Below are 12,446 nucleotides of genomic sequence, written 5' to 3' on the forward strand. Positions count from 1 at the left end.
GTCCCGACGGGCGGCCCGCACGCGTGTGTCGGGGGTCTGTATACCGCCCGGTAGGAGTCCGTAGCCAGAGGTCGGACGCAATCGACTGGATCGAGTAACCAGCCCTGCCCGTAAGGACATCCGGTCCGGCCGGCGGCCTGGTACGGACGTCCGCGATTGAAGATGGAAACCGATCGGTTTACGATGGGCGGCAGCCAAGGGAAACCGATCGGTTTCCGATCTCTGTGCACGTCTGGAGCGTGAGTGTCATGACCGCTATCAAGGATTCCGTCGTCCTCGTCACCGGTGGCAGCCGCGGCGTCGGAAAGGCGCTGGTGGAGGAGTTGTACGCGCGCGGCGCCGGCAAGGTCTACGCCACCGCCCGCGACCCGCGCTCGGTCACCCACCCCGACGCGGTGGCGCTGCCCCTGGAGGTCACCGACCCCGCTTCCGTGGCCGCCGTCGTCGAGCAGGCGCAGGACGTCACGGTCCTGGTCAACAACGCCGGGATCGCCCTCGGTACCCAGTTCCTGACCTCGCCGCTCGACGACATCCGCCGCGAGTTCGAGATCAACTTCTACGGCCCGCTGCTGCTCGCCCGCGCCTTCGTCCCGGTCATCGAGCGCAACGGCGGCGGCCACCTCCTCAACGTCCACTCGGTGCTGTCCTGGATCGCCGAGGGCGGCGCCTACAGCGCCTCGAAGGCGGCCTTCTGGTCCCAGACCAACAGCCTGCGCCTCGCGCTCAAGCCGCGCGGCATCGGCGTCACCGGCCTGCACATGGGCTACGTGGACACCGACATGGCCGCGCATGCCGACGGGCCGAAGGCGAAGCCCGAGGACATCGCCGCGGCGGCCCTCGACGGCGTCGAGTCGGGCGCCTACGAGGTGCTCGCCGACGACATCACGCGCTGGGCCAAGGGTGCCCTGTCGGGCGACCTCGCCGCCATGTACGCGCAGCGCGGCCTGTGACCGGGTCCGGCGTTCGTCCCGCGGCGGTCCCCGTGACCTGCCGCGGGGCCGCGCCGGCTGAGAAATCCGCTCCCGAAGGCTTGTCGCCCAGTTGCCTCACCACTTAAATCAAAACCTGAACTAAGCCGTGGGTCGCGGGCGTTGTCCGCGCCCCCCACGTCCACCTCAGGGAGCCGCTGATGAGACGACTGAGATCCTTGGGCGTAGTGCTCGCCGCCATGGCCGCGCTGCTCGCCCTGCCCGCCGCCCACGCGCCGGCGGCCCAGGCCGCCGACGCCCCGCTGTCGCAGGGGAAGACGGCCACCGCCTCCTCCGAGGAGAACGGCGGGACCACCGCCGCGAACGCGGTCGACGGCAACACCGGCACCCGCTGGTCGTCAGCCTTCACCGACGACCAGTGGCTCCAGGTCGACCTCGGCGCCACCGCCCAGGTCAGCCAGGTGGTCCTCAACTGGGAGACCGCCTACGGCAAGGACTACAAGGTCCAGATCTCCGCGGACGGCAGCAACTGGACCGACCTGCAGTCCGTGACCGGCGGCGACGGCGGCACCGACACCCTCTCCGTCTCCGGGCAGGGCCGCTACGTCCGGATGCTGGGCGTGCACCGCGCCACCCAGTGGGGCTACTCGCTCTGGGAGTTCCAGGTCTACGGCACCACCACCGGCACGCCCCCGGTCCAGGGCGGCGGCGACCTCGGCCCGAACGTGATCGTCGTCGACCCGTCCACGCCGAACCTCCAGGCGAAGTTCGACTCCGTCTTCGCCCAGCAGGAGTCGGCGCAGTTCGGCACCGGCCGCTACCAGTTCCTGCTCAAGCCGGGCACCTACAACGGCATCAACGCCCAGCTCGGTTTCTACACCTCGATCTCCGGGCTCGGCCTCAACCCCGACGACACCCAGATCAACGGTGACGTCACGGTCGACGCCGGCTGGTTCAACGGCAACGCCACCCAGAACTTCTGGCGTTCGGCGGAGAACTTCGCCATCACGCCGTCCAACGGCACCGACCGGTGGGCCGTGGCTCAGGCGGCCCCCTTCCGCCGTATCCACGTCAAGGGCGGTCTCAACCTCGCCCCGAACGGCTACGGCTGGGCCTCCGGCGGCTACATCGCTGACTCGAAGATCGACGGCACCGTCGGCCCGTACTCCCAGCAGCAGTGGTACACCCGCGACAGCTCGGTCGGCGGCTGGACCAACGGCGTCTGGAACATGGCCTTCTCCGGCGTCCAGGGCGCACCCGCGACCGACTTCGCCACCGGCTCCTACACCACGCTGGACAACACCCCGGTCTCGCGCGAGAAGCCCTTCCTGTACCTGGACGGCAGCACCTACAAGGTCTTCGTCCCGGCCAAGCGCACCAACGCCCGGGGCGTCTCCTGGCCGGCCAACGCGGGCACCTCCGTCCCGCTGGACCAGTTCTACGTCGTCAAGCCCGGCGCCACCGCCGCCACCATCAACCAGGCCCTCGCCCAGGGCCTCAACCTCCTCTTCACACCGGGCATCTACCACCTCGACCAGACCGTCAACGTGACCCGCGCCAACACGGTGGTCCTCGGCCTCGGCCTCGCCACCCTGGTCCCGGACAACGGCGTCGACGCCCTGCACGTCGCCGACGTCGACGGGGTGAAGCTCGCCGGGTTCCTCATCGACGCGGGCTCCGTCAACTCCGACACCCTGCTGCGGATCGGCGACCCCGGCTCCACCGCCGACCACTCCGCCAACCCCACCACCATGCAGGACGTGTTCGTCCGCATCGGCGGCGCCGGACCCGGCCTCGCCACCAACTCGGTCGTGGTCAACAGCAACAACGTCATCATCGACCACACCTGGCTCTGGCGCGCCGACCACGGCAGCGGCGTCGGCTGGACCACCAACCGCGCCGACTACGGCCTCCGGGTCAACGGCAACGACGTCCTGGCCACCGGCCTCTTCGTCGAGCACTTCAACAAGTACGACGTCTACTGGAACGGCGAACGCGGCCGCACGATCTTCTTCCAGAACGAGAAGGCGTACGACGCCCCCAACGCCGCCGCCATCACCCACGACGGCGTCGTCGGCTACGCGGCCTACAAGGTCGCCGACACCGTGACCAACCACGAGGCGTGGGGCCTGGGCAGCTACTGCAACTACACGGCCGATCCGACGATCGTCCAGTCCAACGGCTTCCAGGTGCCGACCGGTTCGGGGATCAAGATGCACGACCTGCTGGTGATCTCCCTGGGCGGCATGGGCCAGTACGCCCACGTCGTCAACACCACCGGATCACCGACGTCGGGGACCAGTACGGTCCCGTCGAAGGTGGTCCAGTTCCCGTAGCCGGCCGGGCACCGCGCTGGGTGTGCCGCGCTAGGGCGTCGGTCGACTGCTGCGCCGTCGTGGCTGGTAGCGCGGTTCCCCGCGCCCCTTGAGGGCGCTGCCGGTCCGCCGTCGCAGCAGGAGCCGTCGCGCGGGTCGCTCCACGCCCTCGTAGAGGAGCCAGGAGAGGGCCAGCGCGACGGTGAACGCGGCGGCGGCGACGGCGGTGCCGGTGAGCAGGTGGTAACGCGGGCGGGTGCCGAGCAGGTGGGTGCCCGCCCGCAGTACCAGCAGATGGACCATGTAGAACGCGAACGACAGCTCGCCGAGGCGGACCAGCCACCGGCGCCGCCACAGCGAGGGCAGGCCGTGCAGGTCCGCGACCGCTGCCGCCGGGATGAGCAGCGCGAAGCCGGTGATGGTGCAGGCGGTGGCCGCGTAGTCGGCGGTGACCTGCGGGACCAGGAAGTAGCCGATGATCGCCAGGGCCAGCGACGCCTCCAGGCCCGGGCCGCGCCACCGGCCGAGCAGTACCAGCCGCGCGGTGGCGGCGCCCAGCACGAACTCGGGCAGCCGGGCGGCCGGGAAGGAGCTGATCGGCTGCGCCCACCAGTGGTGCGCGTCCGTCCAGGCCAGCGCCAGCACGGTCAGCACGGACAGCGCGGCCACCGCCGTGGCGCCCCGCCCGCCGAGCCGGCGCAGCACCAGCGCCAGCAGCGGGAACGAGGCGTAGAAGAAGGCCTCGCACGCGAGCGACCAGCTGACCGGGTCCAGGGTCTGCCACCACGGCCGCCACCAGGAGTGCACCAGGAACACGTCGGCCAGGCCCTGCGGCAGGGTCGGCCGCGGCTGGCGGGGCAGCGTGCACACCATGACCAGCGCGAGGGCGACGGTGACCAGGTGTACCGGGTAGACCCGGGCGACCCGCCGCCACCAGAACCGCGTCGCCCGGTCACCCGGCCGCGCGGACCACATCAGGACGAACCCGGAGAGGACGAAGAAGAACGACACCCCCGAGGCGCCCGCCTCGAACCCCCAGGACACGATGCGGCCGCCGGTGCCGCCGAAATACCGGAAGTTGTGCACGTGCAGCCCGAAGACCAGCAGCGCGGCCATCCATCTCAGTCCGGTCAGGGAAGGCAGTGAAGGGGAGGCGGACGAGAGGGTGCGGGCGGGTGGCGCGGCGGCCGGAGCGGTCGGAGGGGCCTGGGTCGCCGTCGTCATCGAGTCACCTGCCGGAGGGTTCGCGCATGGAGCATGAAACGGAGCGTTGCCCGTTCCACGCCTTTCATTCCGGCCTCGTACGAAACATCACACCAACGCCGAGCCGCAGCCTCGGCCATCCGGGCCGTCGCTCCCACCGCGCCCCGCACCCGCCGGAGTGGCGCCTTGACCCGCGTCTTTGGGGCGCGGGCGGCGCATCGGGACACGGGGCACGGACGGATGACGCCGACCGTCGCCGTGTTGACGCCGTAAGCAGGACGGGCAGACTCGGCAGCGCCCCAAGGGGGCGCGGGGAACTGCGCGACCAGCCACGACGGCGCCGCGGACGGCTGACGACATGACGCGGCACGTCCAGCTGAGCGCTCAGCGAGTGGTCGCCGTGGCGACTGCGCTCGGCCGGTACGTGGACGGGACGTCCCGGATCGCGGACGGGACGGCCGCCGACGGGGCCGTCGACGCTCCCCGGGCGGGAGCCTGTGTGGTCTCCCGCCGGGTCGGCGCGACACTGGGGCTCGGGCTGGGGGTGGCCGGCGTCGGGGATCCCGACGAACGGTGCGGGGCGGTGGGCGTGGCGGCCGGCGGGGCGAGGGGCACCTGCGGGGAGGCGGGCGCCGCGGGGGCCGTCAGGTGCAGCGACAGGGCGACGCAGGCGGCGACGGCACAGGTCACCCCGGCTCCGGCCGCCGTACGGACCAGGCGGCGGCGGCTCGCGGCGCGCCGGATCTCCGCGTAGCGGCCCGGCGGCGGACCGAGGTGGGCGGCCGGCGGACGCAGGATGACCGCCAGCGGATCGTCGGGGCCGTCGAACCCGGGCTCGTCGTCAAGGCGTGTGGTCAAGGCTTCTCCTCAGGTGACCGCGGAGCAGTTCTCGGGCCGCGTGCAGATCGGCCTTGACGGTTCCTTCCTTGCGCCCGGTCAGCTCGGACACCTCCCGGATCGGCATGTCAGCGTAGTAGTGCAGCAGGATCGGGACGCGCAGCCGCTCCGGCAGCGACTGCACCAGCAGCCGTACCGAGGGGTCGGCCGGCTCGGCGTGCGGGCGGGTCGCGGCCTCCGATCCGACCTGGCGCACCGCCCGGCGCTCGCGCTCCAGCTTGCGCCAGTGGTCCCGGACGAGGTTGGCCGCGGTGACGTAGAGGAAGCCGCGCGGCTCCTCGACCTTCGTCCACCGGGCCCAGAGCCGGGTGAAGGCCTCCGAGGCGATCTCGTGCGCCGTCTCGTCGTCGTCGACCAGACGGCGGCACCAGCCGGCCAGGCGCGGGTACAGGGCGGCGAAGAGCTCGGAGGCCGCCGTGTCACGGGACCGTTTCAACGTTCTCCAGGGTCGAGGGGGGCTCACTCGTCGGGGAGGATGCGGGACCGGCGGCGTACGTTCCACCGGTCCCGCATCCGTTTCCGGCGGGTCAGGTGGTCGTGCCGGTCAGCGTGGCGAAGACGATCACGTTGTCGAGGTAGCCGTCGCCGCCCCGCGGACCGCCGCAGGTGATCAGCCGCAGCTCCGGGCGGTCCACGTCCCCGTACACGTCCCGGGTCGGGAACGCGGCCTTGGCGACCGTACGCACCGCGTCGACGGTGAACACCGCGGACCTGCCGTTCTCCAGGCGCGCCACGGCCTGCTCGCCCCGGCGCAGCTCCGCGAGCCGGCGGAACACCCCGTCGCCGTAGGCGCCGACCGTGACATGGCCGAGGATCACCGACGGGCCGGTCTGCCCCGGGGTGGGGGAGTAGCGGTACCAGCCCGCCCGGTCGTGCGCGGTGACCGGCGGCACCTGCACCGTGCCGTCGGCGGCCAGGCCGAGCCGCAGCAGCGGGGTGTCGACCCCGATCGCCGGGATGCGCAGCCGGACCGGCGTGGAGCGGCCGAGCGCGGTGGGCGTACCGGAGGCGGCCGTCGCCGTGGACGGGGGCGGCGAGGACGCCGGCCGCCGGTGGACGGCCGGGGCCGTCCGGTCCGGGGCCCGGCCCGCGCAGCCCGCCAGCAGCGAGGCCGTCGCGGCGGTGACCAAGGCGCGCCTGGAGAGGGGGGTCATGCCCCGGTCGCCCGGCGGCGACGCACGGCGAACACCGTCGCGCCCGCGGCGAGCACGGCCGCCGCACCGCCGCCGACCAGCGCGCTGTCGGAGCCGGAGCCCGAGGACGGCTCCGTCACCCCGGTGTCGGGCGCGCCCTGCGGCACCGCCGCGACCTGGTGCGCGTCCCGGGTCGGAACGGGGCTGGCGGCCCGGGTGGGCTCGGCGGACGGGACGGCGGACGGCTCGGCGGAAGCCGCGGCGGACGGCGCCACGGTGGCGACCGGGCTCGGGGCGGTGCCGTCGGCGAACGCGGGCACGGTGCCGGCCAGCACGGCGGTGCAGGCGAGGGCCGTGGCGCTCAGGACAGTTCGGCGCATGAGGACGCTCTCTCTCGTCGGCCCGCCGTGGTCGGGGCGGGCTGAGTTACGGATCGAGCGGAGAGACGACCCGGAACCGGGCCAGGTTGTAAAGAGATGGCAAAGTCGGGCGGCGGTTGGTGCGGCGGGGGACGGGTGGGGACGACGTCGGCCGGTTCGCCACCAGACTTGAGTGGTTTGTTTTCTTGAATCACTCGTGTTTATGGCGGTAGGTTGGCGTCATGACCGCCTCCCAGCCCCCGACGACCGCCGATGAGCTGCGCGGTGCCGGCCTGCGGGTGACGGCCGCCCGCGTCGCGCTGCTGGAGACCGTCCGCCACGGCGACCACCTGGACGTCGAGGCGATCGCCTCGGGCGTCCGCGACCGGGTGGGCCACATATCGCTTCAAGCCGTGTACGACGCGCTGCACGCGCTCACCACGGCACGACTCATACGCCGCATCGAACCGGCCGGCAGCCCGGCCCGGTTCGAGGGGCGGGTCGGCGACAACCACCACCACGTCCTGTGCCGGTCGTGCGGTGCCGTCGCCGACGTCGACTGTGCGGTCGGCGACGCCCCGTGCCTGACCGCTTCGGACGACCACGGCTTCGCGATCGACGAGGCCGAGGTCATCTACTGGGGCCTGTGCCCCGCATGTTCCACCGTCAGCAGTTCCTGAGTACGTCGATCCGCCCTTTCCGGAAGGATTTCCCCCATGTCTGAGGCCCAGGAGAACGCGGGCAAGTGCCCGGTCGCGCACGACCGCGCACCGCACCCGACCCAGGGTGGCGGCAACCGCCAGTGGTGGCCCGAGGGGCTCAACCTGAAGATCCTTGCCAAGAACCAGCCGGTCGCGAACCCCCTCGACGAGGGTTTCGACTACGCCGAGGCGTTCCAGAACCTCGACCTCGCGGCCGTGAAACGTGACATCGCGGAGGTGCTCACCACCTCGCAGGACTGGTGGCCGGCCGACTTCGGCAACTACGGCCCGCTGATGATCCGGATGGCCTGGCACAGCGCCGGCACCTACCGCATCAGCGACGGCCGCGGTGGCGCCGGTGCGGGCCAGCAGCGCTTCGCCCCGCTGAACAGCTGGCCGGACAACGGCAACCTGGACAAGGCCCGCCGGCTGCTGTGGCCGGTCAAGAAGAAGTACGGCCAGGCCATCTCCTGGGCCGACCTCATGATCCTCACCGGCAACGTGGCCCTGGAGTCGATGGGCTTCGAGACCTTCGGCTTCGGCGGCGGCCGCGAGGACGTCTGGGAGCCGGAGGACGACGTCTACTGGGGTCCCGAGAAGGTCTGGCTCGACGACCAGCGCTACACCGGCGACCGTGACCTGGAGAACCCGCTCGGCGCCGTCCAGATGGGCCTGATCTACGTCAACCCGGAGGGCCCCAACGGCAACCCGGACCCGATCGCCGCGGCCCGCGACATCCGCGAGACCTTCCGCCGGATGGCGATGAACGACGAGGAGACCGTCGCCCTCATCGCCGGCGGCCACACCTTCGGCAAGACCCACGGCGCCGGCCCCGCGGAGAGCGTGGGCGCCGAGCCCGAGGGCGCCCCGATGGAGCAGCAGGGCCTCGGCTGGAAGAGCACCTACGGCAGCGGCAAGGCCGGCGACGCGATCACCAGTGGTCTGGAGGTCACCTGGACCACCAAGCCCACCCAGTGGAGCAACGACTTCTTCTCCATCCTCTTCGGCTACGAGTGGGAGCTGACCCAGAGCCCCGCCGGCGCCAACCAGTGGGTGGCCAAGGACGCCGAGGCGGTCATCCCCGACGCGCACGACGCGTCGAAGAAGAAGCTCCCGACGATGCTCACCACCGACCTGTCGCTGCGCTTCGACCCGATCTACGAGCCGATCTCGCGCCGCTTCCACGAGAACCCCGACCAGTTCGCGGACGCCTTCGCCCGCGCCTGGTTCAAGCTGACCCACCGTGACATGGGCCCGAAGTCCCTGTACCTCGGCCCGGAGGTCCCGGCGGAGACGCTGATCTGGCAGGACCCGCTGCCCGCGGCCGAGGGCGAGGCCATCGACGCCGCCGACGTCACGGCCCTCAAGGCCAAGCTCCTCGACTCGGGCCTGACGGTCTCGCAGCTCGTCTCCGCCGCCTGGGCGTCGGCCTCGACGTTCCGCGGCAGCGACAAGCGCGGCGGCGCCAACGGTGCCCGCATCCGCCTGGAGCCGCAGCGCGGCTGGGAGGTCAACAACCCCGACGAGCTCGCCCAGGTGCTGCGCGTCCTGGAGGGCGTCCAGCGCGACTTCAACACCGGCGCCAAGAAGGTCTCCCTGGCCGACCTGATCGTCCTCGGGGGTGCCGCCGCGGTGGAGAAGGCCGCCAAGGACGGCGGTGTCGAGATCGAGGTGCCCTTCACCCCGGGCCGGGTCGACGCGACCGACGAGCACACGGACGCCGAGTCCTTCGCGGCCCTGGAGCCGACCTCGGACGGCTTCCGCAACTACGTCGGCAAGGGCAACCGCCTGCCCGCCGAGTACCTGCTCCTGGACCGTGCCAACCTGCTCGGCCTGAGCGCCCCCGAGCTGACCGTCCTCGTCGGCGGCCTGCGCGTGCTCGGCGCCAACCAGGGCGGTTCGAAGCACGGCGTCCTCACCGAGACGCCGGGCGTGCTGACCAACGACTTCTTCGCCAACCTGCTCGACATGGGCACGACCTGGAAGTCGACCTCCGAGGACCAGTCCACCTTCGAGGGCCGTGACGCGAGCGGCGCGGTCAAGTGGACCGGCACCCGTGCCGACCTGGTCTTCGGCTCCAACTCCGAGCTGCGCGCCGTCGCCGAGGTCTACGCGAGCGACGACGCCAAGGAGAAGTTCGTGAGGGACTTCGTCGCCGCCTGGGCGAAGGTCGCCGACGCGGACCGCTTCGACCTGGTCTGACCGACGGTGGTCCGACCGGCCATGGTCTGATCCGACCGACCGGGCCCGATGCCCGGACCGGCTCCTCGTGAGCCGGTCCGGGCATTGCCGTCTTTACGGCCCCTTGGTCAACTCCCCACCGGGACAAGTGCGTAGCGCGCTGCACATGAGTCGTTCTTTACCCCACCATGACCTCGACTCCCGTTGTTCATGCGACCTTCGCAGACTCTGCACGTCCTGAGCCATCCCCCGTACCGGCCGCCCGCGGGAGTTCCGAACATGAGCCACGGTCACAGCCACGACCACGGTCACCACCACCATCACCACCACGGGGACAACGACGCCGCCTCGTCGCTGCCGCCCGCCCTCGATCTGTCCGTCCCCGACGCGGAGCTGACGCCCGGTCAGCTCTCCCGCCGCTCGATGCTGCGCCGCACCGGCCTGCTCGGCGCCGGCCTCGCGGCGGGCAGCGTCCTCGCCGGCGCGGGCCAGGCCGCCGCCTCGGTCTCCTCCGCCCACGCCCAGAACGGCCGGTCCGGCGGCTACCTGTGGCTGGCCGGCGACCACCACATCCACACCCAGTACAGCTCCGACGCCAAGTACCGGGTCATCGACCACGTCCGGCAGGCCAACGCGCACGGCCTGGACTGGATGGTCATCACCGACCACGGCAGCGAGACGCACGCCAAGATCGGTGTCGAGAAGGTCAACCCGGACATCGTCGCCGCCCGCGACCAGATCGAGGACACCCTGGTCTTCCAGGGCCTGGAGTGGAACATCCCGGCCGCCGAGCACGGCACGGTCTTCGTCCACCCCGGCAAGAACGAGGTCGCCGTCCTCAAGGAGTTCGAGAACTCCTTCGACGGCTCGGTGAAGGGCGCCTCCGGCAGTTCCCCGGCCAACGAGGCGCTGGCCATCTCCGGCCTCAACTTCCTCGCCGAGCAGGTGCAGCGCCGCAAGGTCAAGGACGCGCTGTTCCTCGCCAACCACCCGGCGCGCAAGGGCATCGACTCCCCGCACGAGATCCGCGCCTGGCGCGACGCCCAGCCGTCGATCGCGGTCGGCTTCGAGGGCGCCCCCGGCCACCAGGCGGGCGGCCTGCCCAAGCCGAACGGCCCCGGCTCGGCCCGCGGCATCTACGACAACAGCCCGAGCGCCGACTCGTTCGCCGGCTACCCGCTGGAGAGCTACCGCACCTGGGGCGGCTTCGACTGGATGACCGCCACCGTCGGCGGCCTGTGGGACAGCCTCCTCGCCGAGGGCAAGCCCTGGTGGATCACCGCCAACTCCGACTCCCACAACGTCTACGCCGACACCGCGGTGCGCGGCCCGAACAGCGACTTCAACGCCAACGGCCGCTACAACGACCCGGTCTACGGCACCGGCATCAGCCTCACCGACACCGACTTCTGGCCCGGCCAGTACTCCCGCACCCACGTCGGCGCCTCGTCCTTCTCCTACAAGTCGGTCATGGACGGCATCCGCGCCGGCCGGGTCTGGGTGGACCACGGCGGTCTGATCAGCGGCCTGAACGCCCAGCTGCGCTCCGGCTCGCAGGCGGTGACCCTCGGCGACGTGCTGCACGTCCGCAAGGGCGGCAGGGTCGACCTGGTGATCGAGATCAGCCTCGCCAACGGCCCCAACTGGGCCCAGTTCGTGCCGTCGCTGGCCCGTGTCGACGTCATCCAGGGCGACGTCACCGGCACGGTCGGCGACAAGGACACCTTTGCCACGCCCGCCACCAAGGTCGTGAAGTCCTTCGAGGTCAACAAGGCCACCGGCACGGTCAAGCTGACGTACTCCCTCGGCCGCCTCGACAAGCCGGTCTACGTCCGGCTGCGCGGCACCGACGGCAACCGCTCCGCGGTCGGCTTCAACGGCGCGGCCGTGGACCCGGCCGGCCCGGCCATCGACGTCCTCGGCGACGCCGACCCGTGGAAGGACCTGTGGTTCTACTCCAACCCGATGTGGGTCCTGCCCGCATGACCTCCCCGCACCACGCGTCCGGCGTCCGCCCCGTCATCGGGGTGGACGCCGGTACGGCGTCCCTGCGCGAGGCCGACCACCTGATCCACCGGCTGCTCGACCGGCCGGCGGTCACGGAGGGCGTGTTCGCCTGCACCCACCTGTTCCGCACCGACGAGCGGCGCGGTACGACGGTCTCGCTGGCCGTCCCGCACGCGGACGTGGACGCCGTGTGGCGGGAACTCCTCAAGGCGCTCCCGGAGGGCACCGGCCTCGCCCTGGCCGACCGCGGCCACGGCCCCGCGGACGCGGTGGACGCCGCCCGGCTGGCCGCCGCCGCGCCCCCCGCCTCGGGGCGGGCCGTGGTCTACCCCGGTGTGGCGCACCTGACCGGCACCGTCACCGTCGCGGACCTGCTCGACCGCACCGCCGTCGAGCGCCTGGTCGTGCTCGGCGCGCCGGACGCCCCACTCCCGCCCGAAACCGAGGTCCTGACGCAGGACCACGTACGCCCGGAGTGGCGCGACGGCGTCCTCACCCTCGCCCTGGTCCCGGCGGCGGGCGGCCGGCTGGCCCCCTTCGAGGTCCCCAACCCCACCCCCTGCTGCGCGGACCACGCCTGACGCGAGGGTAACCCCTTAGTGACATGGCCTGGTCAAATCTGTCAGGCTTCCGACTCGCACCACTTCGCAACGCGTGAGGCCGCCACCGGCGCACCCCAGCCGGACCGGCGGTCACTCAACAGGCCATGACCCGGCCTTCG

General features: G+C 71.9%; 11 protein-coding genes. 6 read left to right on the forward strand and 5 right to left on the reverse strand.

Features of this window, described 5'->3' with window-relative positions; genetic code table 11:
• Positions 1 to 248 precede the first annotated feature (248 nt).
• Positions 249 to 950 carry an SDR family oxidoreductase gene (locus ACGF5O_RS31815; protein ID WP_393813335.1) on the forward strand — a complete coding sequence of 234 codons (702 nt, stop codon included), beginning with the start codon at positions 249 to 251 and terminating at the stop codon, positions 948 to 950.
• Positions 951 to 1,129: 179 nt separating this feature from the next.
• Positions 1,130 to 3,265 carry a discoidin domain-containing protein gene (locus ACGF5O_RS31820; protein ID WP_393813336.1) on the forward strand — a complete coding sequence of 712 codons (2,136 nt, stop codon included), beginning with the start codon at positions 1,130 to 1,132 and terminating at the stop codon, positions 3,263 to 3,265.
• Between the two features lie 30 nt (positions 3,266 to 3,295).
• Here the strand turns inward: ACGF5O_RS31820 and ACGF5O_RS31825 are convergent, their stop codons facing one another.
• The 5 genes from ACGF5O_RS31825 to ACGF5O_RS31845 form a co-directional block, all read right to left on the reverse strand.
• On the reverse strand, positions 3,296 to 4,468 hold the full coding sequence (locus ACGF5O_RS31825; protein WP_393813337.1) for an acyltransferase family protein: 1,173 nt from the start codon (positions 4,466 to 4,468) through the stop codon (positions 3,296 to 3,298).
• A gap of 363 nt (positions 4,469 to 4,831) precedes the next feature.
• Positions 4,832 to 5,305, reverse strand: a complete 474-nt coding sequence (locus tag ACGF5O_RS31830) for a hypothetical protein (protein WP_393813338.1) — start codon at positions 5,303 to 5,305, stop codon at positions 4,832 to 4,834.
• Positions 5,289 to 5,780 (reverse strand): RNA polymerase sigma factor, encoded by a 492-nt coding sequence (locus ACGF5O_RS31835; protein WP_393813339.1) that lies wholly within the window; start codon positions 5,778 to 5,780, stop codon positions 5,289 to 5,291. The genes ACGF5O_RS31830 and ACGF5O_RS31835 overlap by 17 nt, the downstream gene beginning before the upstream one ends.
• Before the next feature lie 91 nt (positions 5,781 to 5,871).
• A complete protein-coding gene (locus ACGF5O_RS31840) occupies positions 5,872 to 6,498 on the reverse strand; it encodes a class F sortase (RefSeq protein ID WP_393813340.1) in 627 nt (208 codons plus the stop codon).
• Positions 6,495 to 6,857 carry a sortase-dependent protein gene (locus tag ACGF5O_RS31845; protein WP_393813341.1) on the reverse strand — a complete coding sequence of 121 codons (363 nt, stop codon included), beginning with the start codon at positions 6,855 to 6,857 and terminating at the stop codon, positions 6,495 to 6,497. Before ACGF5O_RS31845 ends, ACGF5O_RS31840 begins: the two co-directional genes overlap by 4 nt.
• 221 nt (positions 6,858 to 7,078) lie before the next feature.
• Here ACGF5O_RS31845 and ACGF5O_RS31850 point away from each other — a divergent pair, with 221 nt between their 5' ends.
• From ACGF5O_RS31850 to ACGF5O_RS31865, 4 genes are all read left to right on the forward strand, one after another.
• Positions 7,079 to 7,516, forward strand: a complete 438-nt coding sequence (locus tag ACGF5O_RS31850; RefSeq protein ID WP_362586978.1) for a Fur family transcriptional regulator — start codon at positions 7,079 to 7,081, stop codon at positions 7,514 to 7,516.
• Between the two features lie 36 nt (positions 7,517 to 7,552).
• The gene (katG, locus tag ACGF5O_RS31855) at positions 7,553 to 9,739 is read left to right on the forward strand and encodes a catalase/peroxidase HPI (RefSeq protein WP_393813342.1); all 2,187 of its coding nucleotides are present in this window, start codon (positions 7,553 to 7,555) and stop codon (positions 9,737 to 9,739) included.
• A gap of 258 nt (positions 9,740 to 9,997) precedes the next feature.
• Complete coding sequence (locus ACGF5O_RS31860; RefSeq protein ID WP_393813343.1) at positions 9,998 to 11,704, forward strand: PHP domain-containing protein; 1,707 nt, start codon at positions 9,998 to 10,000, stop codon at positions 11,702 to 11,704.
• Complete coding sequence (locus ACGF5O_RS31865; protein ID WP_393813344.1) at positions 11,701 to 12,306, forward strand: hypothetical protein; 606 nt, start codon at positions 11,701 to 11,703, stop codon at positions 12,304 to 12,306. Before ACGF5O_RS31860 ends, ACGF5O_RS31865 begins: the two co-directional genes overlap by 4 nt.
• Positions 12,307 to 12,446: the final 140 nt, after the last annotated feature.

Source organism: Streptomyces sp. NPDC048291 (assembly GCF_043201715.1).
GTDB lineage: Bacteria > Actinomycetota > Actinomycetes > Streptomycetales > Streptomycetaceae > Streptomyces.

Coding starts and splice junctions, on each gene's coding strand:
- ACGF5O_RS31815 (WP_393813335.1), top strand. CDS start 249: ATGACCGCTATCAAGGATTCCGTCGTCCTCGTCACCGGTGGCAGCCGC.
- ACGF5O_RS31820 (WP_393813336.1), top strand. CDS start 1,130: ATGAGACGACTGAGATCCTTGGGCGTAGTGCTCGCCGCCATGGCCGCG.
- ACGF5O_RS31825 (WP_393813337.1), bottom strand. CDS start 4,468: ATGACGACGGCGACCCAGGCCCCTCCGACCGCTCCGGCCGCCGCGCCA.
- ACGF5O_RS31840 (WP_393813340.1), bottom strand. CDS start 6,498: ATGACCCCCCTCTCCAGGCGCGCCTTGGTCACCGCCGCGACGGCCTCG.
- ACGF5O_RS31845 (WP_393813341.1), bottom strand. CDS start 6,857: ATGCGCCGAACTGTCCTGAGCGCCACGGCCCTCGCCTGCACCGCCGTG.
- ACGF5O_RS31850 (WP_362586978.1), top strand. CDS start 7,079: ATGACCGCCTCCCAGCCCCCGACGACCGCCGATGAGCTGCGCGGTGCC.
- katG (WP_393813342.1), top strand. CDS start 7,553: ATGTCTGAGGCCCAGGAGAACGCGGGCAAGTGCCCGGTCGCGCACGAC.
- ACGF5O_RS31860 (WP_393813343.1), top strand. CDS start 9,998: ATGAGCCACGGTCACAGCCACGACCACGGTCACCACCACCATCACCAC.
- ACGF5O_RS31865 (WP_393813344.1), top strand. CDS start 11,701: ATGACCTCCCCGCACCACGCGTCCGGCGTCCGCCCCGTCATCGGGGTG.